This is a genomic window from Streptomyces sp. NPDC059008 (assembly GCF_042749045.1).
Taxonomy (GTDB): domain Bacteria; phylum Actinomycetota; class Actinomycetes; order Streptomycetales; family Streptomycetaceae; genus Streptomyces.
Genome location: NZ_JBHYJC010000022.1, coordinates 1 through 26,738, shown reverse-complemented (window position 1 = coordinate 26,738; position 26,738 = coordinate 1). Strand labels below are relative to the sequence as shown.

Sequence of the window (26,738 nt, the reverse complement as noted above, 5' to 3'; positions counted from 1 at the left end):
GAGGGGCGGATGCCCGCTGCCCACGACGACGAGCCCGTGCGCTACGCACGCCAGGGCCCGGTCGCGACCGTCACCATGAACCGCCCGGACTACCGCAACGCCCAGAACTCCGCGATGACCTACGCCCTGGACCGCGCCTTCTACCGCGCCGCGGACGACGACGAGGTCAAGGTCGTCGTCCTCGCCGGCGAGGGGCGGCACTTCTCCGCGGGCCATGACATCGGCACCCCCCGGCGCGATGCGCACCTTCCCTTCGACCGCACGGCCGGACTGTGGTGGGACCACTCGGACAAGGCGGGCGCGGAGAGCCGGTTCGCCCGTGAGTCGGAGGTCTATCTCGGCATGTGCCGCCGCTGGCGGGAGCTGCCCAAGCCGGTACTCGCCGCGGTCCAAGGAGCCTGTGTGGCGGGCGGATTGATGCTCGCCTGGGTCTGCGACCTGATCGTCGCCGCCGATGACGCCTTCTTCGCCGACCCGGTCGTACGGATGGGGATACCCGGCGTCGAGTACTTCGCCCACCCGTGGGTGATGCCGCCGCGGATCGCCAAGGAGTTCCTGTACACCGGGGACCGGATGAGCGCTCAGCGGGCGTACGAGGTGGGCATGGTCAACCGTGTGGTGCCGCGCGCCGAACTGGCCGACCGTACACAGGAACTGGCGCTGCGCATCGCGGAGATGCCCCGGCTGGGCCTGGCGCTGACCAAGCGCGCCGTCAACCAGGCCGAGGACCTCCAGGGGCTGCACGGCGGCCTGGACTCGGTGTTCGGCCTGCACCATCTCGCGCACGCCCACAATGCCGAGACGGCCGCGGACCCGCTGGGCGGCATGGACGTCCACGCGATGCGGCGGCACGCCGCGCGGCGGCAGCCGTCCTCCCCGGAGGGCGGGGCCTGATGGACCTCGCCTTCACCCCCGCGGAAGACGCCTTCCGGGCCGAGGCCCGGGCCTGGCTCGCCGAGCACGTACCCGCCGCCCCGCTGCCGTCGCTGGAGACCGCGCGGGGCTTCGCCGCCCACCGGGAGTGGGAGCGCCGGCTCTTCGCGGACCGCTGGTCGGCGGTCTCCTGGCCCGAGGAGCACGGCGGTCGGGGCGCCTCGGTCCTGCAGTGGCTGATCTTCGAGGAGGAGTACTACGCCGCGGGCGCGCCCGGCCGGGTCAGCCAGAACGGCATCAACCTCCTGGCCCCCACCCTCTTCGAGCACGGCACCGAGGAGCAGCGCGCCCGGGTCCTGGGCCCCATGGCGAGCGGCGAGGTGATCTGGGCCCAGGCCTGGTCGGAACCGGAGTCGGGCTCGGACCTGGCATCGCTGCGCTCGACGGCCGTACGGACCGACGGCGGCTGGCTGCTGAACGGTCTGAAGACCTGGTCGTCGCGGGCCGCCTTCGCCGACCGCGCCTTCGGCCTGTTCCGCAGCGACCCGGACACCGCCCGGCCGCACCAGGGCCTGACGTATCTGATGTTCCCGCTGGACGCGCCCGGAGTGACGGTGCGCCCCATCGGCCGCCTCGACGGCAGACCCGCCTTCGCCGAACTCTCCCTGGACGGGGTGTTCGTGCCCGACGCGGAGGTGATCGGCGAGCCGGGGCAGGGCTGGCGGGTGGCGATGAGCACCGCGGGCAACGAGCGCGGGCTGACGCTGCGCAGTCCGGGCCGCTTCACGGCGGCCGCCGAACGACTGGCCGCGCTGTGGCGCCAGTCCCCCGAGGCCGCCGGTCCCCTCGGCGACCGGGTGGCCGACGCGCTGATCGGCGCCCGTGCGTACCAGCTTCACACCTACGCCCAGGCCTCCCGGCTCACGGCCGCTGACGGGGACGCCCCCGCGCGGAGACGGCCGGGCGGGGCGGACCTCGGCGCCGCGTCGAGCCTGACCAAGGTCTTCTGGTCCGAACTGGACCTCGCGCTGCACGAGACGGCGCTGGATCTGCTCGGCCCGTACGGCGCGCTCGCCGACGACGCCGACGAGGCGCCCGCGCACGGACGGTGGGCCGAGGGCTACACCTTCTCGCTCGCCGGGCCGATCTACGCCGGCACCAATGAGATCCAGCGCGACATCATCGCCGAGCGGTTGCTCGGCCTGCCGAAGGGACGCCGGTGATGCGCTTCCTGCCCACCGACGAGCAGCGGGAGTTCGCCCGCACGCTGGACGGCATGCTGGCGGCGTCCGGCACCGCGGCGGTGGCACGGGCCTGGGCCCGCGGGGACACCGCGCCCGGCCGGGCGCTGTGGGCGCGGATCGCGGCGGCGGGGGTGTTCGGGCTCGCCGTGCCTCACAAACAGGGCGGGATGGGGTGGCTGCCGGTCGAACTGGCCCTCGCCTTCCAGGAGTTGGGGCGTCACGCGGTGCCCGGTCCGCTGGTGGAGACGGTGGCGGCGGCGGTGCTGTGGGACCGGCTCGGCGAGGACGCCGGGGCCGGCGAATGGCTGCCGCGGATCGCCTCCGGCGACGCCGTGGTCAGCCTGTGCGCCGGCACGCCGTACGCCCTGGACGCGGCGGCCGCCGACACCGTCCTCGCCGTCCAGGGCGACACGGTCCGCCGCGCCGCTACGCACGGCCCCGTACAGCCCTGTCTCGATCCGGCCCGGCGGCCGGCCCGCCCGCGCGGCGGCAGCGTCCTGGCCGGCGGTCCGGCGGCGGGTGCGGCCGCCGCGCACGCCGTCGACGTAGCACGGCTGCTGACCGCCGCGCAGTCGCTGGGCCTGGGCCGCGCCCTGCTGGCCGAGACGGTCGCCTACGTCAAGCAGCGCACCCAGTTCGGGGTGCCCATCGGCTCGTTCCAGGCGGTCAAGCACCGGCTGGCGGACACCCTCGTCGGGCTGGAGTTCGCGCAGCCGCTGGTGCACGCGGCGGCGCTGGCGGTGGCGACGGACGCGCCGTCGGCCCGCCGGGAGGTGGCGGCGGCGAAGGTCGCCGCGGGCGAGGCCGGATACGCCGCGGCCCGTACCGCGCTCCAGCTGCACGGCGCCCTGGGGTACACCGAGGAGCTGGACCTCTCCCTGTGGATCCGCAAGGCCCGCCCCCTGCGGGACGCCTGGGGGACCCCGTCGGAATGCCGGGCGCTGGTCCTCGCAGATGCCTGAGTTCAGGTCATACCTGACGCGGAGTCACCGCCCCTTGACGGTCGCCGAGTTCCCCCACGTCGTGGACTCCGCCGACTCGTCCTACGGCCTGTCCGGCCCCGGCCCGTCGGGCAGGCCCTGGCGCCGCCCGCCGTCCATCTCGTCCAGGTCGGCCAGCATCGCGTCCGCCAGGTCCCGCTCGGCGGTGTAGAACCGCTCGGACCACTTCAGGACGAGCGAGGGGTAGGCCCAGGCCTCCTCGGCGCGGGCGCTCTCGACGTCCACCTCGGCGCGCTGCCGCATCGCCTCCGCGTACTCCCGGTGCCGGCCGAGCACGTCACGCATCCGGTCGGCCTCCAGCAGATGGCCCAGCCACAGCCGCAGCATCACCCCGTGCTTGAGGACCGGGGGCTCCACCGGCGCCTCGCGCGCCCAGTGCCGGACCGCCGCCATCCCCTCGTCGGTGATCACATAGACCCGCTTGTCGCGGTTGCCGGTCTCCTGGGCGACCATCCGCGAGCTGACGTAGCCGACGTTCTCCAGGCGCTTGAGCTCGCCGTAGATCTGGCTGAAGGACGGGCTCCAGTAGAAGAAGCGCAGCGAGCCGTCCGACCACTTCTTCAGGTCGTATCCGGACAGCTCCTCACCGAAGGAGAGCAGCCCCAGCACCGCCCAGCTGGTCGCCGGCAGTGCCGGCCGCTCCGCATCGCCGGCGTTCGCCGCGCCCGCCCTCGTCTCCGTCACGTGCCGCAGTCTACGGTCCGCGTCCGCCCGCACCCGGGCCGCGGCCGGGAGGGGCCGCAGGGCCGGGCGGTGCGAGGGACGGACGCGTCAACTCCCTTCCGATGGACGGGTGTTACTGCTAGACATATTTCTATTCGAAATACCCTGAAGGGAGTTTCGTGAAATTCTCGATGATCTTCGAGGCGCAACTCGCCGACCCCGCCCCCGAACACGAGCGCCGGGTCCTCCACGACTGCGTCGAACAGGCCGTGCACGCCGAGGCGATGGGCTTCGACCGGATCTGGGCGGTCGAGCACCACGCCCTCAGCCAGTACGCGCACATGAGCGCGTCCGAGATCTTTCTGACCTGGGTCGCGGCGCGGACCACACGGATCCGCATCGGCCACGGCGTGGTGACCATGCCCTTCGGCTACCAGCACCCCGTCCGGGTCGCCGAGCGCACCGCGATGCTCGATGTGCTCTCCGGCGGACGCGTCGACATCGGCGCCGGCCGGGGCGCCACCCGGCAGGAGATGGCCATGTTCGGGGTGCGGCCCGAGGACACCCAGCCGCAGCTGGAGGAGGCGTTGCGGATCCTCGCCGGCGCCTGGCGCACGGAGACCTTCGAATGGCACGGGTCGATCGACATCGGCCCCGGCGCGGTCCTCCCCCGGCCCGTTCAGGCCCCGCATCCGCCGCTGTTCATGGCCTGCAGCAGGCACGAGAGCCTCCGGCGCGCCGCCGAACTGGGCGTCGGTGCACTGGTGATGGGCTTCGCGGGCGCCGACGACGTACGGGCCATGCGCACGCTCTACGACGAGGCGATCGCCGCCCGCAGCGGCGCGCACTTCGTCGGGGAGCGGCCCAACGACCATCTGTCCGCGCTGTGTCCCACGATCGTGCTGGACGACGCCGCCGCCGCGTACCGGATCGGGACCCGCGGCCAGCGGTTCTTCGCCGAGGCGATCGCGCACTGGTACGGCGACGGGCCCGCGCCGAGGGCCTACGCGCCGGACGAGGACCATGTCGAGGCGCTGGCGCGGCGCCGGGCACAGCTCGTCGCCAGACTCGACGAGGCGAACATCCCGGCGCGGCCGGTCGACACCGGTCCGTACAACGCCCGGCACGCGTACGGCCGCGCCGAGGACGCCATCGCCTATGTCGAGCGACTGCGGGCGATCGGGGTGGACGAGGTGATGTGCCTGATCCAGATGGGCACCGTGCCGCAGGAGGTTTGCCTGGAGACCATCCGGCAGTGGGGCGAGCGGGTCATCCCGCACTTCCGCGGGCTCGGGGAGCGGGCATGAGCGCCGGCGGGGAGCGGTTGGACGGCAAGGTGGCGGTGATCACCGGTGCCGGGCGGGGCCAGGGCGCGGCCGAGGCACGGCTGTTCGTCGAGTCCGGGGCGCGGGTGGTGCTCGGCGACGTACGGGTTGCGGAGGGCCGGGCGGTCGCCGCGGAGCTGGGGGACGCCGCGGTGTTCGTCCCGCACGACGTGACCGACGCGGGCGACTGGCAGCGCGTGACCGAGGCCGCGGTCGCGTCCTTCGGGCGGCTCGACATCCTGGTCAACAACGCGGCGGTGTGGCGCGCCGCCCCCGTCGACGAGGAGACCGAGGAGGACTTCGCACGGGTGCTGCGGGTGAACCTGATCGGCTCCTTCCTCGGCATCAAGGCGGTGGTCCCGCAGCTGCGCAGGGCCGGCGGCGGGTCGATCGTCGCCATCTCCTCGACGGCCGGAATCAGGGGGATCGCGGGGCACGCGGCCTACGGGGCGAGCAAGTTCGGGCTGCGCGGGCTGACCCGGTCCGCCGCGCTCGATCTGGCCGGCGACCGGATCCGGGTCAACTCCGTGCACCCCGGGGTGATCGACACCCCCATGGTGGCGAACGCGCTGGGCACGGCTCCCGGGGACCGGGAGTGGCCGCGGGTGCCGTGGCGCCGCGTCGGCCGGCCGGACGAGGTGGCGCACCTGGTCCGCTTCCTGGCCTGCGACGCGTCCTCGTACATCACCGGTGCCGAGTTCGCGGTGGACGGCGGGCTGACGACAGGATGAGCCGGCCGGCCGCCTCCCCCGATCCGCTCCCGCCCCTCGCGCGCCGGATCGCCGACGCGATGTCGGCGCGGTTCCCCGACCCCGCCCGCGGGCCGCTGGACATCGCGTCGCTGCGCCGGGCCTCCGGCACCGGGGCCGGGCCCCGCACCGGCCCGGCCGACGGTGTGGACGCCCTCGACCGCCGGGTCCCCGGACCGCCCGGCGCACCCGCCCTCCCCGTACGCCTCTACCGCCCGCGGGCCGAAGCCACCGGGCCCGGCCCGCTCCTGGTGTTCTTCCACGGCGGCGGATGGGTGATGTGCGACCTCGACACCCATGACGCGACCTGCCGTCGACTCGCCCTGCGCAGTGGCGCGTCGGTGCTCTCGGTGGCCTATCGGACGGCTCCCGAGGCGCGCTTCCCGGCAGCCGTGGAGGACGCGTACGCGGCCACGGTATGGGCCGTCGCGCAGGCGGACCGGCTGGGGTGCGACCCGGCGCGGGTGGTCGTCGGGGGCGACTCCAGCGGGGGCGGGCTCGCCGCCGCGGTCACGCTGATGGCCCGCGACCGCGGCGGCCCCCCGCCCGCGGCCCAGCTCCTGATCTACCCGGCCCTCGACCACCGCCTGACCAGCGCGTCCGCGGCCGACTACGCGACCGGCTTCTTCCACACCACGGCCCATATGCGCTGGTACTGGCAGCAGTATCTGGGCCCGGGCGGCGACGGCTGTCATCCCTACGCCTCCCCCGGCCTGGCGCCGGACCTGACCGGGCTGCCGCCCGCGCTGCTGGTCCTGCCCGAGTGCGATCCGCTGCGGGACGAGGGACGGGCCTACGGCCGGGCGCTGCGGGAGGCGGGCGTGCCGGCCCGGGTCGACGAGTACCGCGGGACCTTCCACGGGTTCCTCGGTGCGCTCGGGGCGCTGCCGGCCGCGGAGCGTGCGTTCGACGCGGCCGGCGACTGGCTCGGCGGCGTGGGCTGCGGGCCCCGGGCCACTGGCCAATAGTGGAGGGGTGAGGCCGCGGCAGGAAGTCTCCGCACGGCGTGGCCCGGGGCGTGCGGCCGGCGGGCCCGGCCCGGCGGCGCTGCGCGCGCACCGGTCGGTGGTCGGCAACGCGCTGCGGGTGACCGGCGCGTCCTGCGTCGCCTTCTACGTCTGCCGCTACGGGCTCGACCTGGTCGTGATGTCCGTATACGCGACCTTCACCGTGGTCGCGCTCGGGGCGCTCGCCCGCATCCCGGGGTCCGGGCGACAGCGCGCCGCGACGGTCCTGACCGCGATCCCCGCCGGCCTGGCGCTGCTGACGCTCGGCACCCTGCTGGCCGTCGCGACCTGGGCGGCCGTCCTGGGCATGCTCGTCATCGGCTTCCTGGTCGCCTACGCGGGCACCACCGGGCCGCGGATCGCCGGCGCGGCTCCCGGGATGCAACTGCTGTACATCCTGCCGTGCTTCCCTCCGTACGCCCCGGACACCCTGGGCCAGCGGCTGTCCGGCTTCGTGCTGGGCGCCGTGCTGCTCGCGCTGGCCGAGCGACTGGTGCTGCCCGAACCGGACACCCCGTCCTTCCGGCGGCTGCTGGCCGAGGCCGCCGACGCCGCCGCGGGCCTGGCGGACCACCACGGCGGGGTGGTCCCCGGGCCGGCTCTGGACCGGGCGCGCACGGCCGCCGACGCCCTGCGGCCCGCCCGCGTACCGCCGGCCGATCTGCCCTCCTCCCCCACTCTCGCCCACAAGGCGTTGGCACACGCCGCCGAGGCCGTCCGCACCCTGCTGGCCCGGCTGGAGGCCCTGCACGCCGTGGCCGGGGGGCGGCACGCCTACCGCCCGGAGACGGTCGCGCTGCTCCAGGGCATCAGCGAGGCGGCCCGTGCGGCGGCCGTGGCGCTGCGGCGGGGCGGGCGGCTGCGGCCCGGCGAGGGGCCGTCGCCCGAGGCGCTGCAGCGCGAGCTGGCGCCGGCCCGCGCCCACCGGGCACTGGACTCCCTGGAGCTGCTGAGCGGCGACGACCGGCTGGTCTTCGTGCGCCGCAGGTCCCAGGTCGTCCAGGCCGCCGACGCCGCGGTCGTCCTGGTACTGGCCACCCGGCTGCTGCTCGGCGACCGCGGCGTGGACCGCAACCGCGCCGGACACGCCTTCGGCTACGCCCGGGCGCACGCCCCCGAGCTGTGGTGGCGGCGGCTGACCACCCACCTCACCCCCCGCTCGGTGATCTTCCAGAACGCCTGCCGGTTCGCGCTCGGCCTGGCGGCGGCCCGTGCCGTCGCCGGACTCCTCGATCTGCAGCACGGCTTCTGGGTCCTGCTCGCGACGCTGACGCTGACCCGTACGACGAGCCTGGAGACCCGCTCCGCGGTCCGGCAGGCGCTGATCGGCACGCTGGTCGGCGCGCTGCTGGCCGGCGGGCTGCTCGCCGCGGTCCACGACCGGGCGGCGGTGTACGCGGTGCTGCTGCCGGCGGTGATGCTGCCGGCCTTCATCGCGGGACCGCTGCGCGGGCTGGCCTGGGCCCAGGGCGGCTTCACCCTGGTCGTCGCCACGCTGTTCGCGCAGGTCTCCCCCGTCACCTGGCAGCTCGCCCCGGTGCGGCTGATGGACGTGCTGGCCGGCAGCCTCATCGGGCTGGTCTGCGGTCTGGTGGCCTGGCCGCGGGGCGCGGGGCGGGAGGTGAGCCGCAGTATGGCCGGCGTGTGCTCGGCCGTCGCCGACGCCGTCGGGCGGACCGTCGCCCACGTCGTGGCGCCCACCGGGGCGGCCGACGCCCGGGGCGGCAGGTCCGCGGCCGGGGCAACCGGTGCGGCCGACACCCGCGGGATCGTCGCGATCAACCGTGCGCTGGCGCTGGCGCAGGAGAGCCTGGCGCAGTACCAGAGCGAGCCGCGGGAGGAGACCGCCCGGCAGCCGGACTGGCCCGCGGTGCTGGTCGCCGGGGCGGACGCCCGGCGCGGCGAACGGCTGCTGCCCGGCCGCCCCGGCAGGATCACCCACCACGAGGTCGGCGCCTGGCTGCAACGGGCGGCCGGCGACACCGCGGCCGACTACCGCGCCCTGGCCCACCGCCTGTGCGCCGACGACGCCGGCACCCCGGACCGGCGGCCCCCGCCGCGCCCCTCGCTCGACATCCGCGCCCTGCTGGCCGTCGCCCCGCCCATCCCGCGCGACAGCCCCGACCGGGAGGCCCGCGCGCTGTCCGCCGCGCTCCTGCTCGACTCGGTCATCTGGCTGGACGCGCTGACCGCCGATCTGACCCGCATCCACCAGGAGATGTGACATGACGCGTCCGGTGGCTCCCGGCCCGCCCAGGTGCGGATGGGTCCGTGGGAGCCGATCCTGAAGCAGAGCAGTGGCGGGTGACGTGTGACCTCTCGTCCCCCGGGCACCCGCCAGGCAGGAGCCCGAAGGCAACCCAAGGAACCCGGCAAGGCAGCATGTCGCGGTACCGCCGTGACAGCGGAACGGACACACATGAGCAATGGATTCATGGGTCCGGAGGGTTACGGCCCGGACCCGTTCAGTGAATTCCTCGCGCGCTTCCTCGGCGGTGGCGCGACGTCCGGGAGCGGCGAGCCGGGGCAGCCCGTACCCCGCCAGGCCGACATCGCGCGCCTGATGAGCGGGCCCGCCCGGGACCTGGTGACCTCCGCGGCCAACTACGCCGCCGAGCACGGCAGCCCCGAGCTCGGTACCGAGCACCTGTTGCGCGCGGCGCTGTCCGCCGAGCCGACCCGCACGCTGCTGCGGCAGGCCGGCGCGGACCCCGACGCGCTCGCGGCGGAGATCGACCGCAGCGCCGGCGAGGGCCCCAAGCAGTCCAGCGTCGCGGTCACCCCCGCGGTCAAGCGGGCGCTGCTGGGCGCGCACGAGCTGGCGCGGGACAACGGGGCGTCGTACATCGGGCCCGAGCACGTGCTCGACGCGCTGGCGGCCAACCCCGACTCGGCGGCCGGACGCATCCTGAACCTCGCCCACTTCGACCCGCAGGCCGCCGCGCCGGGCGGTCACGGGCCCCAGCACGGTGGAGCCGAGCACGGCGCCGCGCCCAAGCACGACACCCCCACCCTCGACAAGTACAGCCGCGATCTGACCGATCTCGCGCGGGCCGGCCGGATCGACCCGGTCATCGGCCGCGAGGAGCAGATCGAGCAGACCATCGAGGTGCTCTCCCGCCGGGGGAAGAACAACCCGGTGCTGGTCGGCGACGCGGGTGTCGGCAAGACCGCGATCGTGGAGGGCCTGGCGCAGCGGCTCGCCGACGGGGACGTGCCGGACACCCTGGCGGGCCGGCGCGTGGTCGCCCTGGACCTGACCGCCGTCCTCGCCGGCACGCGGTACCGCGGTGACTTCGAGGAGCGGATGAACGGGATCATGGAGGAGGTCCGCACCCACCCCGAATCGCTGATCATCTTCATCGACGAGCTGCACACGGTCGTCGGGGCCGGCGGCGGCAGCGGCGACGGCGGTTCGCTGGAGGCGAGCAACATGCTCAAGCCCGCCCTGGCCCGCGGCGAGATGCACGTCATCGGCGCCACCACGCTGGAGGAGTACCGGCGGCACATCGAGAAGGACCCCGCCCTCGCCCGCCGCTTCCAGCCGATCCTGGTGCCCGAGCCGACCGTCGCCGACACGGTGCAGATCCTGCGCGGCCTGCAGGACCGCTACGAGGCGCACCACCAGGTGCGCTACACCAACGAGGCGCTGCTCGCGGCGGTCGAACTCTCCGACCGCTACATCCCGCACCGCTTCCTGCCGGACAAGGCCATCGACCTGATCGACCAGGCGGGCGCCCGGGTCCGGCTGCGTTCGGGCGCCAAGACCACCGACGTACGGGCCCTGGAGCGCGAGGTGGAGCAGCTGGCCGTGGACAAGGACCAGGCGGTCGCCGCGGAGCAGTACGAGCGGGCCACCGAGCTGCGGGACCGGATCCACGCGCTCACCACGCGGATCGAGGCGGCCCAGGGCGCGGCGCCGAGCGGTGACGGCCGGATCGTGATGGTCACCGCGGAGGACATCGCCGAGATCGTGTCGCGGCAGACCGGTGTGCCGGTCAGCAGTCTGACGCAGGAGGAGAAGGAGCTGCTGCTCGGCCTGGAGGACCGGCTGCACACCCGCGTCATCGGGCAGGACGACGCCGTCACGGCGGTCTCCGAGGCGATCCTGCGGTCGCGGGCCGGGCTCTCCGACCCCAACCGCCCGATCGGCAGCTTCCTCTTCCTCGGCCCCACCGGCGTGGGCAAGACCGAACTGGCCCGGGCGCTGGCCGAGGCGCTGTTCGGCAGCGAGGAGCGCATGGTGCGGCTGGACATGAGTGAGTTCCAGGAGCGGCACACCGTCAGCCGGCTGGTGGGCGCCCCTCCGGGATACGTCGGTCATGAGGACGCCGGCCAGCTGACCGAGGCGGTGCGTCACCACCCGTACTCGCTGCTGCTGCTGGACGAGGTGGAGAAGGCCCATCCGGACGTCTTCAACATGCTGCTGCAGGTGCTCGACGACGGGCATCTGACCGACTCCCAGGGCCGTACGGTCGACTTCAAGAACACCGTCATCGTGATGACCAGCAACCTCGGCTCGGACGCGCTCAGCGGCGGTCGCGGGGTGCTCGGCTTCGGCGCGGACATCTCGGGGACGCCGGGCGGCGACGGGGCGCGGCAGCGGGCGCTGGCCAGCCTGCGCGAGCACTTCCGCCCGGAGTTCCTCAACCGGCTCGACGAGATCATCGTCTTCCACCGGCTCAGCGACGCCCAGCTGCAGCAGATCACCGGTCTGCTGCTGGAGGGCACCAGGCGCCGGCTGGAGGCCCAGGACATCTCCGTGGAGTTCGCCCCCGAGGCCGTGGACTGGCTCACCCACCGCGGTCACCAGCCCGAGTACGGGGCGCGGCCGCTGCGCCGCGTCATCCAGCGCGAGGTCGACAACGCGCTCTCGCGGCTGCTGCTGGACGGTGCGCTGTCGGCCGGGTACGAGGTGCTGGTGGAGGTGCGGGACAACGAGCTGGCGTTCCGTACCACCGAGAAGAGCGAGCGGGCGTAGCGCGGTGGCCGGGCGGATGCGGAGGCAGGTGAGGCCGGGGTGACGTCGGAATCGCTGGGGCCGCGCCAGACGGCCGACGGCCGTCACGAGACGCCGGAGGAGCGTGCCGACCGGCGGTGGATCGAACTGCTGCAGGAGGTGCGGGTCATCCAGATCGGCGTGCAGATCCTCTTCGGCTTCCTGCTCACCGTCGTCTTCGCGCCGCGCTTCATCACGCTCGGGCAGACCGACAAGAACATCTATGTGGTGACCGTGCTGCTGGGCGCGGCCACCACCGGCGCGCTGATCGGCACGGTGACCTTCCACCGGTTCGTCACCGGGCACCGGATCAAGCCCGAGACGGTGGTCTGGGCGTCGCGGCTGTCCATGGTCGGGATCGTGCTGCTGCTGGCGACGGTCACCTCGGCGCTGCTGCTGATCCTGCGCGTCGCGATGGACGACAGCGCGGTCCCCTGGATCGTCGCGGGGCTCGCCGCCTGGTTCATGGCGTGCTGGTTCGCGCTGCCCGCCTGGGCCCTGCGCCGCTACACCCGCACCCCACCGAAGAAGTGAGAGGAGAGGTGTCCCTGTGACGGACAGCATCTGGCGTTACCAGGACTCGGTGGAACGCCGGGCCGGGACCGATCTCACCGGCTACTCGGTCGAGGCGATCGACGGCACCGTCGGGACGGTCGAGGCGTACGTCGACGAGGCCGGCGCCGCCTGTCTGGTCGTCGACACCCATGTGTGGATCTTCGGCCGACACGTCCTGCTGCCGGCCGGCGTGGTCTCCTCGATCGACCACGACCGGGGCACGGTCTATCTCGCCCGTACGAAGAAGGACATCGAGGACGCACCGGAGTTCGACCGGGAGAAGCACATCCGCGACGACGAGTACCACCGGCTGCTCGCCGGCTACTACGGCGCTCCGCACGCCTGAGGCGCCGCGCCCGTCCACCGGGCCGGCAAAGGGCGCGGGCCGGGACCCCGGTCAGGGTCCCGGCCCGCGCCCTTCGGCGCCATGCGTACGGCGGCCGCTCATGCTCCGGCCGTGACCGGTTCCACCCGCCGCGGGCGGATCAGCAGTGCCGCCCCCGCGAGTCCCGCACTGACGATGGCCAGTCCCACCGCGACCACTTCGGGCCACATCGCGGTGTCGCCCAGTCCACTGCCCAGTGGAGTCAGGACACCGGCCCGGGACAGTGCGTGCAGGGCGACGATGACCATGGCCGCGGCCGCGCTCACGGTCCAGACCATGGCGGTGTCGCGCATCGCCAGCCAGCCCGCCAGCAGCAGATAGATGACGGTGATGGCCATCGAGAGCCCGGCGGCGGCCTGCGCGCCCTGCATGTGCGAGGAGTTCACCGGCAGATGGCTCAGACCGCACAGCGCCAGCGCCGCGGCCGCGGGCCAGCGCAGTACGGAGCGCAGCACACCGGGGAGCGCGTAGCCGGGCGGCCGGGGCTCCTGGTGCGCGGCCTGCCACGCCGGGCCGCCCTGCGGCGCGTGGCCGGCCGGCTGCTGGGCCCAGGGCGGGCGGTTGGGGTGCTGCGGCGCGGCCTCGCGGCGTGCGGCGTGCGGCTGCCCGGCGTTGCCCAGGGGCCGTACGTCGGGGTCGAGGACGTGCATGGCCGCGGTGTGCTCCGGCTCCATGGGGCCACCGGGACCGGGCGGGAAGTGGTCGGACGGGTGCGGGGAGTCGCCGCCGCCGTAGGGGTCGCCGGCGTAGGGGTCGGCGCCGCCGAAGAGGTCGGCACCGCCTTGCTTCGTGCGGTCGAACAGCTCGATCAGCTGCGCGACCTCCTCCACCGACCTGCCCACCGCCGCGGCACGCAGCGCGTCATGGCTCGATTCCACGGTGTTCGGGGCGGCTCGGAGCAGTTCGAAGAGCGCAGCGACTTCGCTCACCGGACGGGACACGACCGCCACTCGCAGGGCCTCGTCACCCGGGTTGGGAACGTCGTCGCTGCGCTTGAGCAGTTCCACAAGCGCGGCGACTTCCTCCAGGGGCCGATGGGTGACTGCCTCCCACAGAATGGTGCGGGCCGAGTTCTTCTCAGGGGTGTCGGGCGGAATGTGCTCGCCGTGTTCTGTCGATGACAGTTCGGCGTCGCCCCCACAAAGTGCTGGTTCGGATGTCATGGAGGGTCTCCACTGAACGAGGAGAGCGTCAAACACCAGAAGCGCTGACACTCAGCGGACGTTGTGCTGCTGTGCTTCAGCCAACGTCCCTCTGGGCAGCCCCCGCCATTCAGGAAGGCCATCCGGTGGAGACACGCCGATACGCCCGGGCGCGCCGCGGTCGGGGCGTTCCTACGATCCGGCTTCGTTGCGGCCGGCGGTTTTCCGCGGCCGGAGGAGCGGCCCTTCGAGGTGCCGACGGCCGCCGAGCCTGATTCGCTGGTAGAGGCGGCTCCCCTACACCGTGCGAGGACAGAACATGAATGCCTCAGGAGAATCACGCGCACGAATCCAGCAGATGCGTGACAAGGCCCAGGAATTGAAGGCGGCCGCGGAGCGCACCAGCGACCCGGACGAGCGGAAGCGGCTTCAGGAGAAGGCCCGCAGGCTGCAGTCCCAGAGTGAACAGGAAAGCATGATGCGGGGCGGGGACATCTACCCCGCGGAGTGAGTGAGCGGCAGGTGAGTGCGGGACGCGGCCCGAGGGCCGCGTCCCGTCCGCGTGTGGCCCCGCGCAGGCGCGCGCGGCCCGCGCTCACACCGTGAAGGGCTGCTGCTCCAGGAACCCCTCGGCGGGCTGACCGGTCACATAGAGGTTGGGGACCTGGGTGGCCGGCATGTTGTGTCGGATGTGGAGGTGGAAGCTGCGGTAGCCGCCGCGGAATGCCCCGTTGTCCCAGACCTTCAGCAGAGTTCCGGTGAATTCCCCGTTGACGTCGCCGTCGGAGGCCAGCTGATCGTCCTGGCAGGCGGAGATGAGGAGCGCGTCGGCGGAGCGCTCGCGGCCCTTCCCCGCCGCGAGGTCGCGCTGGATCTCCTGGAAGAACTCCTTGTCACGCTGGTAGATCTCGTGCTGTTTGGGGACCGGCATGAGGCGTGCGTTCTGCTCGTCCCCACCGGGCAGCTCGATGGCGGTGCCGCTGTGGCAGCAGTCGAGGAGGGCCAGGATGCGGACTCCCTGGGCGAAGCGCCCGAATTCCCGGTGCAGCTCGTCGTCGAGGAATTCGCGGTCGTAGAACACCAGGGTCTCGTCGAAAGCGTCCGACTCCTCGTCGCGGCCGTCGGTGTGGGGGACCTGTCCGCCGTGTCCGGAGTAGGTGAACAGCAGGATGTCGCCGCTCTTGAGGGTCTTGGCCGCCGCGCGCAGCTCGGCGGTGATGTTCTTGACGGTGCCGTCCGAGGTGAGCAGCGTCGTGTCGTCGAAGCCGGCTCCGTGGGCCAGCCGCGCCATGTCGTGGGCGTCGTTCTCGCAGGCGACGAGCCGGCCGTCCCAGCCGCCGTACCTGTCCGGATCGACCTGGTTGAGTCCGACGTGGAGGGAGAGGCCGGTCGGCATGGTGGTGCTCCTTGGGGACGACGGGGTGACGGGCAACGCCTGGATGCGTTCCGTGAGCCGTCGACCGCTGAACGCGGCGCGCCGCCCAACCGCCTGAACGGGCCCCTCCCGGCGGGTCGCCGGGCACGCCCCGGCTGTTCGAGTGGCTTCCCGTGGGGCACCGATTCGGTGGTCCGCGCCACCGGGAACCGGTGGTCACATGATCCCATCAGATTCCCCGCGGTCGGGTGGGTCGACGGCCCGGATCGAGTCCCGGGATCCGTTGGCCGACCGAGCCGGCTACGACGAGAACTTCCTCGGCGTCCCGGTCCCGCTGCCGACCCCGACCAGTCCCGATGTGCGGTCCGTGGTCCTGCCGTACACCCACTTCACCGTCCTGCTGCGCCCGGACCGGCGGATGGCGGCCGCCACCGCGGTGTGCATCGACGGGCGGCTGCTGGTCGAGCACGTGCCCCGGGAGAGCAGCTGGCGCTTCGATCCGCGGCTGGACGAGCACCACCAGGCCGGTGACGAGGTCTACCGCGACAACTCCCTGGACAAGGGGCATCTGGTGCGCCGGCTCGATCCCGTATGGGGCGAGGCCACGGAGGCGAACAAGGCCAACGCGGACACCTTCCACTACACCAACGCCGCCCCGCAGGCCGATGTCTTCAACCAGGGCAAGCAGCTGTGGCAGGGGCTGGAGAACTTCCTGCTCGACCACGCCGCGACGTTCGACCGCAAACTGACCGTGCTGACCGGACCGGTGCTGCACGACTCGGACCCGCCGTACCGGGGCGTCCAAGTACCGCTGCGCTTCTGGAAGGTGGCGGCGTTCCTGCAGGACGGGGCGCTGGCGGCGACGGCGTACGTCCTCGACCAGAGCCCGGACCTCACCCGGGACGCCGAGCGGGCGCTGGCCGGCGCGACGCCGGGGGCGCCGCCTCCCCTGGGCGCCTTCCGGACGTTCCAGGTGCCGGTGTCGGACGTCGTCGAGCTGACCTCGCTGGACCTCGGGCCGCTGCCGGCCGCCGATCTGATGCCGGCCGTGCGCGCCCCGGGCGAGCGCTGGAAGCGCCTCGCCTCCCACGACGACATCATGATGCAGCGCTGAGGCGCGGAGGGAAGCGCAATGGCACCGACGGTTGTCTACGTCCACGGGAACGGGAACAAGCCGCGCGCGGAGCTGCTCAAGTCCCAGTGGGACACGGCGCTGTTCGGCCGGGACATGGGTGCGGCGTCGCGGATGGCGTACTGGGCCCCGCTGCGGTATCCGGCACCGCTGCCCGACCTGCGGCCGGACCCGCTGGACGGCGGGCCGGAGCTGATCGAGGAGCTGCCGGCCCTGGCCGAGCGCGCCGAGGCCGAGCCGCCCGAGGAGTTCGTGGCGCGGACGCTGGAGGAGGCGCGGCGGGATGCCGGCGACCTCGGGCTGGAGGGGCGGGCCGGCCTGGAGGAGAGCGCCCTGGCCGACTGGCTGCGCGACATGACCTACCTCGCGGACACGCTGGCCCACGCCGGTGAGAGCGAGGAGCCCGGCGCGGAGCTGCCGCTGGAGGCGCTGCCGCTGCCCCAGTCGGGCCGGACGGCGCTGTTCCGGCTGCTGGTCAAGCACGCGTTCCAGGACGTGCACGCCTACTTCTTCGGCGGGGCGGGTCCGGCGATGCGCCAGGTGGTCGCACAGGCCCTGGACGGCCCGGACGGCGGCCCGCTCGTGGTCGTCGGGCACAGCCTGGGCACGATCATCGCCTACGAGGTGCTGATGGAGCAGGGGCGGGAGGTGGAGCTGCTGGTCACCGTCGGCTCCCCGCTGGCCATCTCCGAGGTGCAGGACCATCTGGCGCGGCCGCCGGCGGTTCCGACGGGCGTGGCCGCCTGGCGCAACGCCTCGGACCTGCGGGACCTGGTGGCGCTCGACCACACCCTGCGGCCCGAGTACGCGCCGCAGGAGAAGGTCACCGATCTGCTGGTCACCAACGACAGCCGGAACCACCACGGCGTCACCGAGTACCTGTCCCAGCGCCAGGTCAGGGAGCCGGTTCAGCGGATCTTCGATGACGGTACGGGGTAGGTGCGACGTGCCGCTGGACGAAACGGAGTGGGACCTGGTCACCGACTGGGCGCAGACCTATCTGCTCGACAACGTCGAGCCGCACGCCCAGCTCGCCCAGCACGGCTTCCCCCCGGAATTCATCGCCGCGCTGCCGCTGGGACGCGTCAGCTCCGACAACGCCCGCGCCCTCGTGCACCAGTCGCGTACGGACATCCAGCGGCAGCTCAGGCTCGTCGAGGCGCTCACCAAGGAGGACCGGCTGCGGGTGCTGCCGCAGGTGCGGAAGGCCGAGGAGTTCCGGGACCGGCTGCGTGAGGACTTACGCGCCCACAACGCGCAGGACAACTTCCGCACCTGCGTCCTCAAGAACGGCACCGAGGCCTTCATCGACCGTGCGGACCTGCGGGAGACCCTGCGCCGGTTCATCGCGGACCCCGACAAGTTCATCCTGCTGGTCGACGGCGAGCCCGACAGCGGCCGCTCCTACACCTACGGCTTCCTGCGCCACATCGGACAGCACTGCGGATTCCGTCCCGTACGGGTCACCCTGTCGCGCACCTCCACCGCCGCCCGGGTCGTCCGGCGACTGGCCGACTTCGTCGCCGGTCCGCACGCCGGGGCCGCCCCGCTGAACCCCGCCGGCCTCGACGACCTGCTCCCGTCGATCGACGAGGCGGCGCACTGGGTGGCCGGGCGGGCGACCGCCGCCGAGGAGCGCCTGTGGCTGGTCCTGGACGAGTGCGACAAGCTCGACCCCAGCTCCGATGTGTGGGACTTCATCGGCCAGCTGGCCATGGCCATCTACGAGCACGCCGACGTACGGGGCGACGACGCGCCCCGGCTGGTGCTCCTGGGGTACGGGCGCTCGATGCCGGAACTCCCCCACGACCTGCGGGGAAACATCTGCCGGGACACCGCGCGGGTGGCCGAACCCGGTGATCTGCGGACCTTCTTCGACCAGGTCTTCCACGACTCCCCGCCCGCGCTCCTCGGTAGCGGCGACGCCCGGGAGGCCACCATCGCCGACCTCGTGGACGTGGCCGTCGCGGAGGTGCTGCACGCCTCCACCGCGGACACCCGGCACGGCGAGAGCTATATGCGCAGGATCTGCACGGCTGCGGAGGGGGCCATCCGTGTCTATCGATCCCTCTGAGCGGCCGGCCGAACCGCCCTGCGACGTACGGGAGTTGTTCGCCACCCGGTTACGGGCGGCGCTGCGCACGGGCGAGGACCGGGCCCCCGAAGTGCCGGCGGTCCGCCGGGCCTACCGCGAGGCGGCCTGTCTGCTGGCCCGCTTCGATCCCCGCCGGCTCAAGCTGCCCGGGGAGGAGCGGGCCGCCGGCGCCGCGGCCCTGGAACTGGTCGACGACTGCACGACCCTGGGCATGCCGGACCGGGCCGAGTGGGCCCTGGCGTCGGACGTCCGGGAGGAGGCGTTACGCGGGCTGGCCGGCCCCGCGGCGGCCCGGCGGGTCCTGGAGTGCAACCTCGACCAGCTGCCCGCCGGGCCCGGACCGGAGCGTTTCGCGCTGGCCTTCCTGTCCGGCAGCCCGCCGGCCACCGACCGGATGTCCGCCGACGAACTGGCCGACGTCCTCCAGGCGGTGCTGTGGCTGTCCCGGGTACCGGGCATGACCGGCCTGCCGGACACCGCCGAGCTGCAGCACTCCCTGGAGCGGGCCCGGCTGCTGGAGCCGCTGGAACGCCTGGTGCGGCGGCCGTTCCAGGGCCGGGACCGCGAACTGGCGGAGCTGCGGCGCTACGCCGGACTGGCCGCCGTATCCGGGCAGCAGCCCTTCGACGCCCCCGCCGGCGGCCGTCTGGAGCCGGTGCTGCCGCTGGTCATCCACGGCCCCGACGGCATGGGCAAGAGCACCCTCCTCGCCAAGTTCGTGCTCGACGGCGCCCACGGTCTCGGCGACGGCTTCCCCTTCGCGTACATCGACTTCGCCCGGCCCACCCTCTCGCTCCGGGAGCCGGTCACCCTGATCGCCGAGGCCGCCCGGCAGCTCGGGGTCCAGTACCCGGCCCACCGCGCCGAGCTGGACGCGCTGGCGGACGAGGCCCAGCAGGTGGTCCGCAGCCAGCGTGAGGGGCAGGACCGGGTGACCCAGCTGCGGCAACTCGCCACCACCCGGGCGGTGCTGGGGCGCCGTTCCTCCCAGCAGTTCCAGATGCTGGCCGCCGGTCGGGAGACCGATCTGATCCGGCGGGTCGCCGACGTCCTGGTCCGGGCGGTCGCCGACGGCAAGACCGACCCGAGTCAGCCGGACCCGCCGTTCGTGATCGCCGTCGACTCGTTCGAGGAGGCGCAGTACCGCGGATCACCGGTGGTGGGACGGATGTGGGCGATCTTCCGCTCGCTGCAGAGCGTCTATCCGGGGTTGCGGTTCATCGTCTCCGGGCGGGCGCCGGTGGACCATCCGGCGAGGGCCACGCCCCCGCTCGACATCGAACTCGGCGAACTCGCCCCGGAGGCTGCCGTCGACATGCTGATGTCCTGCGGGGTCGAGGACCCGGACATGGCGCGGGCGCTGGCCGACCGGGTCGGCGGCCATCCGCTCAGCCTGCGGCTGGCCGCCCGGGCCGCCACCCTCGCCGGGCCGGAGCCCGAGCGGACCCGCGAGCTGATCCGCAGCCTGCCCGAACGCCGCCGCGAGGTCTTCCGCCACGTCGACCAACTGCTGGTCCAGGGCATCCTCTACGACCGGATCCTCGGTCACATCGCCGACGAGGACGTCCGCCGGCTCGCCCACCCGGGCCTGGTGCTGCGGGTCATCACGCCGGAGGTCATCAAGGAGGTGCTCGCCGAACCCTGCGGGCTGCCGGCGGCGACCATGGAGCGGGCCCGTGCACTCTTCGACGAGCTGAGCCGCCTGGACATGGTCGAGCCGGCCGGCCCGGACGCCGTGCGCTACCGCGGCGACGTCCGCGCCATCATGCTGCGGCTGCCGGGCGGCGAGCGGGCCGAGGTGATGCGGGCCGTCGAACGGCGGGCCGTCGACTACTACGCCGCACGCGACGGGCTGGAGGCGCGGGCCGAGGAGATCTACCACCGGCTGCGGCTGGACGAGAACCCGCGCTCGGTGGAGGAGCGGTGGCTGCCGGGCGTCGAGCGGTATCTGGCCGGGGCGCAGCAGGACATGACGCCCCGGGCGGCCGGGCTGCTCACGGCCCGGCTCGGCGGTGGGACGCCCGACCAGGTGGCGGCGGGCGCCGACCAGGAGGACTGGGAGCGGATCGCCGCCCGCGAGGTGGAGGACCTGCTGGCACAGGGTTTCGCACAGGCGGCGTTCGAGCGGATCGGCCGGCGCCGGCCGTGGACTCCTTGCAGCCCGCTGCACGCGCTGTTCGCCGAGACGCTCGGCCGGCTCGGACGGCTGGCCGAGGCCCGTGCGGCGGTGGCGCAGGCCCTCGGTCCGGCGGAGCGCGCGGGGTGCGGGGAGCGCCATCTGGAGCTGCTGCTGCTGTCCGCCCGGCTCGCGGAGGAGGCCGGCGACCGCGAGAGCGCCGGCCGGGACCTGCGGGTGGCCGAGGACGTCGCGGTCGGCCTGGGCCAGGACCTGGAGGCGATGGGCGCGCTGCTGGCGCAGGCGCAGCTGACCGCGGGCGACGGCGGCGCGGACCTGGAGGCGGACGAGCAGCTCGCCGAGCGGCTGCGGCAGCTGCCCGACCACGTACTCGCCGATCAGCCCGTCCTCGTGCGCGCGGTCGCCTCGCAGATCTACGAGCTGGAGCCCGGGGCGCTGGACCATGCGCTGGAGGTGGTGGGCCTGTCCGCCGACGACGAGACGCTGGACGCGCTCGGCGCGGCGATGCGCCGTGCGACCCTTCGGCAACCGGCGCTGCTGGGCGCCGTGATGGAGATCCTGAACGAGGCCGCGGGGCCGACCCGGCCGGAGGCGGGCGGCGCGCCCAGCAGCATCGCGGGGATCCTGCGGCTGGCCCGCGACCGCGGCACGCTCGACGAGCTGGCCCGGCGGCTGCTGGCCACGCCCGACGAGAGCGGGGAGATCGTCGCCGGAGTGGCGGCGGCCATGGGAGTGGGCAGCACGGGCCGCCCGGCGACCGCCTCCCGGATCGTCCAGCACGCGCCGGTGCCCGGGCGCGCCCCGGCGGAAAGCGGTGAACAGTGAACACCTATCTCTCGTCCGACGAGATCCAGCGGCTGCTGGACGCCGCCGTGGAGACCGGACTCGCCGACCCCACCGTCCGGCCGCTGCTGCTCGACGGGATCATGCCCCGCTACCGCGGCACCCTTCCGCTCAACCCCGCGCCCGGCCGGCAGGTGCGCTCGGATCTCAACGAGATGAACCGGGTGGAGCGCCTGGTGGACGGCTCGGTGCCGCTGGAGATCTGGCTGCGCAACGCGGTCGCCGAGACCACCGAGGCCGAGCCGCTCACCGTCTTCCAGCGGGCCCTGGACGAGGTGGCCCGCAAGGCCGGCGGTGAGCCGGACGTGCTGGCGGGTCTGCCCACTCCGGCGGCGGAGATCAAGGAGGAGATCATCCATCGGGACGACACCGTCCCGATCGGCTTTCTGCGGGGCGGGGAGCTGGCCGGCGGGGCGGTGGCCCGGATCAAGGTGCCACCGTACGAAGGGGGCGCACCGCTGCAGCCGAACGGCTTCCCGCACTCCGGTACCGGGTGGCTGATCGCCCCGGACCTGCTGGTCACCAACCACCATGTGGTCAACGCCAGGGCCGGGACCGGCACGGGGCGGCCGACGGCCGACAGCGCGGATCTGCGCCTCCAGGCCCAGCACACCACCGCCCGGTTCGACTTCGACACCGACGAGGTGGAGACGGAGGAGGCCACCGTCAGCGAACTCGTCGCCGCGGACGCCGCACTCGACTACGCGGTGCTGCGGCTGGCCCCCGGCCCCGCCCGGCCGGTGCTGCGGCTGGCGGACAGGCCGCTGGCGGTCGCCCGGGGCGACTACGTGGCGGTCAACATCATCCAGCATCCGGGCGGCCGGCCGAAGCGGGTGGCGCTGCGCAACAACCTCGTCTACGAGGCGGACGAGCAGGACGTCCGCTACTTCACCGACACCCGTGGCGGGTCCTCGGGCTCGCCCGTGCTGACCGACGACTGGAAGGTGGTGGCGCTCCACCGGGGCACGCGGCGGGTGGAGAACGTGCAGTTCAAGGGCAGGACCACGGCGTTCGTCAACGTCGGCACCCAGATGCGCAGCGTGATGCGCCATCTGGAGACCACCAGTCCCGGTGTCCATGCCGAGATCGCCGCGGCACAGGCGGCGGTCTAGCGGGGGCCACAGTCCAAGGAGGGCAAGATGCACAGAGGGAGCAGATCACCTGTCGCGGCCGGGCCGCAGCAGGTCTTCTCGGATCTGCGGGAGGTCGCGGCGCGGGTGCGCGACGGGCTGTCCTGGGAGATCCCCGAGTCCCTGGAGGAGCTGCCGGCGGACGAGCTGCCGGCCGGGCAGATCTCCCAGTTCGCCCAGCAGGAGCGCACCCGGGTGCTGTCGGCGGGCGTCAGCGGTCTGGAGAAGCTCGCCGAGGGCCGCGACGACGAGATCAGCGACGACGAGTCCTTCGGTATGGAAGCCATCGTGCTGCTGGAGGGCCGGCCCGCCATCCTCGTCCAGAACCACGACTTCGCGCCGCAGCAGGGCGACTGGGCGGTGCTCGACGGGCACCGCGCGGCGATCCGGGAGTCGCTGGCCCGGGTGGGGCGGGTCGAGCTGACCGGGCACATCAGTCTGGACTGGCTCGGAACGGCGTTCCTGGTAGGCCCCGACGTGGTGCTGACGAACCGTCATGTGGCGGCGGAGTTCGCCCGCGGGGGCGGCGCCGGCTGGACCTTCCAGCCGGGCGTCGGCGCCAGCGTCGACATGGGTGAGGAGTACGGCGGCGCGGAGCCCGGTGGCGGCCCGTCCTTCGACGTCGTGGAGATCCTGGGCATCCACGAGGACGTCGATCTGGCGCTGCTGCGGGTCGCGCCGCCGGACGGCGGCGGCGCGCTGCCCGCTCCCCTGGCGGTGGCCGCCGACGCGCCGGGCGATCTGCCCGGGCGTCCGGTGTACTGCGTCGGCTATCCGGCGTACGACGGCCGGCGCAACGAACCGGAGTCGATGCGCCGGATCTTCATGGACATCTACAACGTCAAACGGCTCCAGCCCGGCACCGCCACCGAGCTGGTGCCGGACCGCAACGTCATCAAGCACGACTGCTCCACGCTGGGCGGCAACAGCGGCTCCCCGGTCATCGACCTCACCGACCACCGCGTGCTCGGACTGCACTTCGGCGGCCGCTACGGCTTCGGCAACTTCGCGGTCCCGCTGTGGCAGCTGGTCGACGATCCGCTGCTGGGCCGGGCGGAGATCAACTTCGTCTGACCGGGGGCGCGTGCCGCCGGCCGGTCAGCCGGCCTTCTTGACGAATTCGGTGGTGTAGGTCTTCTGCAGATCCACCGTGGCGTTCTTGAGGTTGGGGTTGAAGGACTTCAGGACGCGCTCGACGGTGGCGGGGCCGTCGGCCGGCATCACCCCGTCCTTGGTGAACATCGGCAGGGTGTCCTTGATCGCCTGGACGTAGAGCTGCTTGCCGCCCTGGGCGTAGTCGGACGGCATCTTCGCGGCGATCTGCTCGGGGGTGTGCGTGGACATCCACTTGAGGGTCCGCACCAGGGCGTTGGTCAGCTTCTGCACCTCCTTCTTGTGGCTGTTCACCCAGTCGGTGCTCATGTAGAGGCTGGAGGAGGGGTACGGGCCGCCGAGCGCCTCCTTCGAGCCCTCGGGGGTGCGCATGTCGATCAGGACCTTGCCGAGCTGCTTGTCCACGATCTGCGCGGCCGTCGGATCGGTCGTCATCCCGCCCTGGATCGAGCCCTGCCGGATGGCGGAGATGAAGGTCTGGCCGGCGCCGACCGCCACCGGCGTGAACTCGTCGGTCTGCACGCCGTTCTTGACCGCGAGGTACTTGGTCAGGAAGTCGGTGGACGAACCGAGGCCGGTGACCCCGAGCTTCTTGCCCTTGAAGTCCTTGGGCGAGGTGAGTTCGCCGGCCGCCTGGTTCGAGACGACCTCGACCTCTCCGGGGGCGTGCGCGAGCTGCACCACCGACTCCACCTGCTTGCCCTTGACCTGCAGATCGAGGGTGTGGTCGTAGAAGCCGACGACGCCCTGGACGTCGCCGGAGACGAGCGAGGTGGTGGCCTGCACACCGGCCGGTTCGGTGAGCAGGGTGACGTGGATGCCCTCGTCCTCGAAGTAGCCGAGTTGCTGGGTGAGTCTGGCGGGCAGATAGATGACCTTGTCGAGGCCTCCCACCATGATCTTGATCTTGCCGTTCCCGCCGTCGGCGGCAGAGGTCGTCGCGCCACCGCCGCCGCACGCGGTGAGGGTGGTCAGGGCGAGCAGGGCGGCGGCCGCGGCGACCGGGAGCTTGCGGTGCGTACGCATGATGACGTCCTTGGAGGAAGGTGTGGTGGGATACGGGGAGTTCAGCGGCTGGTGGCGTCGGCCGGCTTCCAGCGGAAGAGCCGCCTTTCGAGGAAGGCCAACAGGCCCTCGGCGAGCAGCGCGACGACGGCGAGGATCGCCATGGCCGCGTACACACCGGCCGCGTTGAAGGTGCCCTGCGACGCCGAGACCAGCAGGCCGAGGCCCTTGGTCGCGCCGATGTACTCGCCGACGATCGCGCCGATCAGCGCGAAGCCGAAGCTGACGTGCAGGCTGGTGAAGATCCATGAGGTGGCGGAGGGGATGACGACCCGCAGCGTGACCTGGCGGCTGCTCGCGCCGAGGATCCGGGCGTTGGCGACCAGGTTGCGGTCCACCTCCCGGGCTCCCTGGAAGGCGTTGAAGAAGACCGGGAAGAAGACCAGGACCACGGCGGAGGCGACCTTGGAGGCCGGTCCCAGGCCGAACCAGATGAGGAAGATGGGGGCGAGCACGATCCGCGGCAGCGCGTTGAGCACCTTGATGTAGGGGCCGAGGACATCGGCGAGGAAGCGGATCCGGCCGAGTGCGATGCCCAGCACCACCCCGCCCGTCACCCCGATGACCCAGCCGAGCAGCGCTTCGTAGAGCGTGTACCAGATCTGCTCCCACAGCGAGCCCTGCGGGGTGCCGTGCAGCGCCCACTGGGTCGTCTGGTCCCAGATCTTCGAGGGCATCGAGAAGTTGAAGGGGTCGATCACGGCGGCCCGGGCCAGCCACTCCCACAGGGCGATCAGCCCGACGAGCAGCAGCACCCGCGCGCCGTGGACCAGCAGCCGGTGGTTGCGTGCGGTGCGCGCCCGCTCCCGCGAACGATCGGCTCCCGCACCGGACTTGGTCACCCCCACGCGCCGCGCGGGGACGGTCTCAGGCGGCATCCGCGGCACCCCTCTCGCGGGTGATCCGGACCTCTTCGCCGAGCGAGGACCAGATCTCGCGGTAGATCTCGATGAACCGCGGCTCCAGCCGCACCGACTCGACCTGGCGGGGGCGCGGCAGATCGATCTCGAAGACCTCCTTGACCGTCGCGGGGCCGGCGGTCATCACCACGACCTTGTCGGCGAGGGCGATCGACTCCTCCAGGTCGTGGGTGACGAAGACGACGGAGGCGCCGGTCCCCGACCACAGCTCCAGGAGCTCGTCCGACATCAGCGCCCGGGTCTGCACGTCGAGTGCGGAGAACGGCTCGTCCATGAGCAGGAGTTCGGGGTCGTTGACGAAGGTCGCGGCGAGCGCGACCCGTTTGCGCTGACCGCCGGAGAGCTGATGCGGATAGCGGTCCTCGAAGGCCGCCAGACCGACCCGCGCCAGCCATTCGCGCGCCCGCTGCCGGGCCTCGGACTTCGGTACGCCGCGGAAGCGGGGGCCGGCCATCACGTTCGACAGCACGGTCCGCCAGGGAAAGACCGCGTCCTGCTGGAAGACGAAGCCGATCTTCTCGCCGATGCCGCGGACCGGTTCACCGGCGACCAGCACGTCGCCCTCGGTGGGCTCCTCCAGCCCGCTGATCAAGGTCAGGGTGGTGGATTTGCCGCACCCCGTGGGGCCGACCACGGCGACGAACTCACCGCGCTCGACGACCAGGTCCAGATCCCGCACGGCGGTGTGCGGCGCCCCCGACGGAGTCCGGAACGTCTTGCTCGTTCCCCGCAGTTCGATAGCGGGGCTCGTGTGGCTGCTCATGGCCCGCGAGGTTAGGAGTGATCCGGGCCACAGCCCGCCTTGTGGGCACAAGCTGCCTTTCTGCGCGCAAACCCTGTTGTGCTCGTTTTGCTCACACTAGGGCCTGTCCGATGGGTCAGGGTCGGAAAGGCCGCGGCGTCTGGTGCGGTACATCGCAAGGCGCCGGAGCGTCTCGATAGCGGAGCTCTCGGGACGTTTCGGCAACGCCGCGAGGTGCCGTGC

At 73.0% G+C, this 26,738-nt stretch carries 23 protein-coding genes; 17 read left to right on the top strand and 6 right to left on the bottom strand.

Annotated features, from left to right (window positions below):
- The first annotated feature begins 9 nt into the window (after positions 1 to 9).
- From ACFWZH_RS24525 to ACFWZH_RS24515, 3 genes are read left to right on the top strand one after another with little or no spacing between them, the layout of a single operon-like run.
- On the top strand, positions 10 to 894 hold the full coding sequence (locus ACFWZH_RS24525) for an enoyl-CoA hydratase (RefSeq protein ID WP_384435021.1): 885 nt from the start codon (positions 10 to 12) through the stop codon (positions 892 to 894).
- The gene (locus ACFWZH_RS24520; RefSeq protein ID WP_384435018.1) at positions 894 to 2,096 is read left to right on the top strand and encodes an acyl-CoA dehydrogenase family protein; all 1,203 of its coding nucleotides are present in this window, start codon (positions 894 to 896) and stop codon (positions 2,094 to 2,096) included. The genes ACFWZH_RS24525 and ACFWZH_RS24520 overlap by 1 nt, the downstream gene beginning before the upstream one ends.
- Positions 2,096 to 3,079, top strand: a complete 984-nt coding sequence (locus ACFWZH_RS24515) for an acyl-CoA dehydrogenase family protein (RefSeq protein ID WP_384435015.1) — start codon at positions 2,096 to 2,098, stop codon at positions 3,077 to 3,079. Before ACFWZH_RS24520 ends, ACFWZH_RS24515 begins: the two co-directional genes overlap by 1 nt.
- Positions 3,080 to 3,160: 81 nt before the next feature.
- Here ACFWZH_RS24515 and ACFWZH_RS24510 read toward each other — a convergent pair whose 3' ends face one another.
- Positions 3,161 to 3,802, bottom strand: coding sequence for a PadR family transcriptional regulator (locus ACFWZH_RS24510; protein WP_384435012.1), 642 nt, complete (start codon positions 3,800 to 3,802; stop codon positions 3,161 to 3,163).
- Between the two features lie 158 nt (positions 3,803 to 3,960).
- Between ACFWZH_RS24510 and ACFWZH_RS24505 the strand changes: the two genes are divergently transcribed.
- From ACFWZH_RS24505 to ACFWZH_RS24475, 7 genes are all read left to right on the top strand, one after another.
- Entirely contained in the window at positions 3,961 to 5,088 is a 1,128-nt protein-coding gene (locus ACFWZH_RS24505) for an LLM class flavin-dependent oxidoreductase (protein WP_384435010.1), read from the top strand.
- Positions 5,085 to 5,837: a glucose 1-dehydrogenase gene (locus tag ACFWZH_RS24500; RefSeq protein ID WP_384435008.1), complete on the top strand. Its 753-nt coding sequence runs from the start codon at positions 5,085 to 5,087 to the stop codon at positions 5,835 to 5,837. The genes ACFWZH_RS24505 and ACFWZH_RS24500 overlap by 4 nt, the downstream gene beginning before the upstream one ends.
- A complete protein-coding gene (locus tag ACFWZH_RS24495; RefSeq protein WP_384435005.1) occupies positions 5,834 to 6,823 on the top strand; it encodes an alpha/beta hydrolase in 990 nt (329 codons plus the stop codon). The genes ACFWZH_RS24500 and ACFWZH_RS24495 overlap by 4 nt, the downstream gene beginning before the upstream one ends.
- Positions 6,824 to 6,830: 7 nt before the next feature.
- Positions 6,831 to 9,086 (top strand): FUSC family protein, encoded by a 2,256-nt coding sequence (locus tag ACFWZH_RS24490; RefSeq protein WP_384435002.1) that lies wholly within the window; start codon positions 6,831 to 6,833, stop codon positions 9,084 to 9,086.
- A gap of 195 nt (positions 9,087 to 9,281) precedes the next feature.
- Positions 9,282 to 11,843: an ATP-dependent Clp protease ATP-binding subunit gene (locus ACFWZH_RS24485; protein WP_384434999.1), complete on the top strand. Its 2,562-nt coding sequence runs from the start codon at positions 9,282 to 9,284 to the stop codon at positions 11,841 to 11,843.
- A gap of 39 nt (positions 11,844 to 11,882) precedes the next feature.
- Positions 11,883 to 12,395, top strand: a complete 513-nt coding sequence (locus ACFWZH_RS24480; protein ID WP_384434996.1) for a DUF6328 family protein — start codon at positions 11,883 to 11,885, stop codon at positions 12,393 to 12,395.
- A 16-nt stretch (positions 12,396 to 12,411) separates the two neighbouring features.
- Positions 12,412 to 12,762, top strand: coding sequence for a PRC-barrel domain containing protein (locus ACFWZH_RS24475; RefSeq protein ID WP_384434993.1), 351 nt, complete (start codon positions 12,412 to 12,414; stop codon positions 12,760 to 12,762).
- A gap of 98 nt (positions 12,763 to 12,860) precedes the next feature.
- Here ACFWZH_RS24475 and ACFWZH_RS24470 read toward each other — a convergent pair whose 3' ends face one another.
- Positions 12,861 to 13,964: a hypothetical protein gene (locus ACFWZH_RS24470; RefSeq protein ID WP_384434991.1), complete on the bottom strand. Its 1,104-nt coding sequence runs from the start codon at positions 13,962 to 13,964 to the stop codon at positions 12,861 to 12,863.
- A 298-nt stretch (positions 13,965 to 14,262) separates the two neighbouring features.
- On the opposite strand from ACFWZH_RS24470, the gene ACFWZH_RS24465 reads away from it, so the two are divergent.
- The gene (locus tag ACFWZH_RS24465) at positions 14,263 to 14,454 is read left to right on the top strand and encodes a DUF6381 family protein (RefSeq protein WP_384434988.1); all 192 of its coding nucleotides are present in this window, start codon (positions 14,263 to 14,265) and stop codon (positions 14,452 to 14,454) included.
- 84 nt (positions 14,455 to 14,538) lie between these two features.
- Here the strand turns inward: ACFWZH_RS24465 and ACFWZH_RS24460 are convergent, their stop codons facing one another.
- On the bottom strand, positions 14,539 to 15,339 hold the full coding sequence (locus ACFWZH_RS24460) for a caspase domain-containing protein (protein ID WP_384434985.1): 801 nt from the start codon (positions 15,337 to 15,339) through the stop codon (positions 14,539 to 14,541).
- Positions 15,340 to 15,601: 262 nt separating this feature from the next.
- Between ACFWZH_RS24460 and ACFWZH_RS24455 the strand changes: the two genes are divergently transcribed.
- From ACFWZH_RS24455 to ACFWZH_RS24430, 6 genes are read left to right on the top strand one after another with little or no spacing between them, the layout of a single operon-like run.
- Positions 15,602 to 16,432 (top strand): DNA/RNA non-specific endonuclease, encoded by an 831-nt coding sequence (locus ACFWZH_RS24455; protein ID WP_384434982.1) that lies wholly within the window; start codon positions 15,602 to 15,604, stop codon positions 16,430 to 16,432.
- A gap of 18 nt (positions 16,433 to 16,450) precedes the next feature.
- Positions 16,451 to 17,389: an alpha/beta fold hydrolase gene (locus ACFWZH_RS24450; RefSeq protein ID WP_384434979.1), complete on the top strand. Its 939-nt coding sequence runs from the start codon at positions 16,451 to 16,453 to the stop codon at positions 17,387 to 17,389.
- 7 nt (positions 17,390 to 17,396) lie between these two features.
- Positions 17,397 to 18,524, top strand: coding sequence for a hypothetical protein (locus ACFWZH_RS24445; RefSeq protein ID WP_384434976.1), 1,128 nt, complete (start codon positions 17,397 to 17,399; stop codon positions 18,522 to 18,524).
- A complete protein-coding gene (locus ACFWZH_RS24440) occupies positions 18,505 to 21,507 on the top strand; it encodes an ATP-binding protein (RefSeq protein WP_384434973.1) in 3,003 nt (1,000 codons plus the stop codon). The genes ACFWZH_RS24445 and ACFWZH_RS24440 overlap by 20 nt, the downstream gene beginning before the upstream one ends.
- Positions 21,504 to 22,637 carry a trypsin-like peptidase domain-containing protein gene (locus tag ACFWZH_RS24435; RefSeq protein WP_384434971.1) on the top strand — a complete coding sequence of 378 codons (1,134 nt, stop codon included), beginning with the start codon at positions 21,504 to 21,506 and terminating at the stop codon, positions 22,635 to 22,637. The genes ACFWZH_RS24440 and ACFWZH_RS24435 overlap by 4 nt, the downstream gene beginning before the upstream one ends.
- Before the next feature lie 27 nt (positions 22,638 to 22,664).
- The gene (locus ACFWZH_RS24430) at positions 22,665 to 23,729 is read left to right on the top strand and encodes a trypsin-like serine peptidase (RefSeq protein ID WP_384434968.1); all 1,065 of its coding nucleotides are present in this window, start codon (positions 22,665 to 22,667) and stop codon (positions 23,727 to 23,729) included.
- Positions 23,730 to 23,753: 24 nt separating this feature from the next.
- Here ACFWZH_RS24430 and ACFWZH_RS24425 read toward each other — a convergent pair whose 3' ends face one another.
- Genes ACFWZH_RS24425 through ACFWZH_RS24415 form a run of 3 tightly spaced genes read right to left on the bottom strand, consistent with a single transcriptional unit; the run spans position 23,754 to position 26,516 of the window.
- Complete coding sequence (locus ACFWZH_RS24425; RefSeq protein ID WP_384434966.1) at positions 23,754 to 24,794, bottom strand: ABC transporter substrate-binding protein; 1,041 nt, start codon at positions 24,792 to 24,794, stop codon at positions 23,754 to 23,756.
- A 41-nt stretch (positions 24,795 to 24,835) separates the two neighbouring features.
- Positions 24,836 to 25,711, bottom strand: coding sequence for an ABC transporter permease (locus ACFWZH_RS24420; RefSeq protein WP_384434963.1), 876 nt, complete (start codon positions 25,709 to 25,711; stop codon positions 24,836 to 24,838).
- Entirely contained in the window at positions 25,701 to 26,516 is an 816-nt protein-coding gene (locus ACFWZH_RS24415; protein ID WP_384434960.1) for an ABC transporter ATP-binding protein, read from the bottom strand. The genes ACFWZH_RS24420 and ACFWZH_RS24415 overlap by 11 nt, the downstream gene beginning before the upstream one ends.
- Positions 26,517 to 26,738: the final 222 nt, after the last annotated feature.

Coding starts and splice junctions, on each gene's coding strand:
- ACFWZH_RS24500 (WP_384435008.1), top strand. CDS start 5,085: ATGAGCGCCGGCGGGGAGCGGTTGGACGGCAAGGTGGCGGTGATCACC.
- ACFWZH_RS24470 (WP_384434991.1), bottom strand. CDS start 13,964: ATGACATCCGAACCAGCACTTTGTGGGGGCGACGCCGAACTGTCATCG.
- ACFWZH_RS24495 (WP_384435005.1), top strand. CDS start 5,834: ATGAGCCGGCCGGCCGCCTCCCCCGATCCGCTCCCGCCCCTCGCGCGC.
- ACFWZH_RS24420 (WP_384434963.1), bottom strand. CDS start 25,711: ATGCCGCCTGAGACCGTCCCCGCGCGGCGCGTGGGGGTGACCAAGTCC.
- ACFWZH_RS24425 (WP_384434966.1), bottom strand. CDS start 24,794: ATGCGTACGCACCGCAAGCTCCCGGTCGCCGCGGCCGCCGCCCTGCTC.
- ACFWZH_RS24520 (WP_384435018.1), top strand. CDS start 894: ATGGACCTCGCCTTCACCCCCGCGGAAGACGCCTTCCGGGCCGAGGCC.
- ACFWZH_RS24515 (WP_384435015.1), top strand. CDS start 2,096: ATGCGCTTCCTGCCCACCGACGAGCAGCGGGAGTTCGCCCGCACGCTG.
- ACFWZH_RS24450 (WP_384434979.1), top strand. CDS start 16,451: ATGGCACCGACGGTTGTCTACGTCCACGGGAACGGGAACAAGCCGCGC.
- ACFWZH_RS24485 (WP_384434999.1), top strand. CDS start 9,282: ATGAGCAATGGATTCATGGGTCCGGAGGGTTACGGCCCGGACCCGTTC.
- ACFWZH_RS24430 (WP_384434968.1), top strand. CDS start 22,665: ATGCACAGAGGGAGCAGATCACCTGTCGCGGCCGGGCCGCAGCAGGTC.
- ACFWZH_RS24415 (WP_384434960.1), bottom strand. CDS start 26,516: ATGAGCAGCCACACGAGCCCCGCTATCGAACTGCGGGGAACGAGCAAG.
- ACFWZH_RS24525 (WP_384435021.1), top strand. CDS start 10: ATGCCCGCTGCCCACGACGACGAGCCCGTGCGCTACGCACGCCAGGGC.
- ACFWZH_RS24465 (WP_384434988.1), top strand. CDS start 14,263: ATGAATGCCTCAGGAGAATCACGCGCACGAATCCAGCAGATGCGTGAC.
- ACFWZH_RS24460 (WP_384434985.1), bottom strand. CDS start 15,339: ATGCCGACCGGCCTCTCCCTCCACGTCGGACTCAACCAGGTCGATCCG.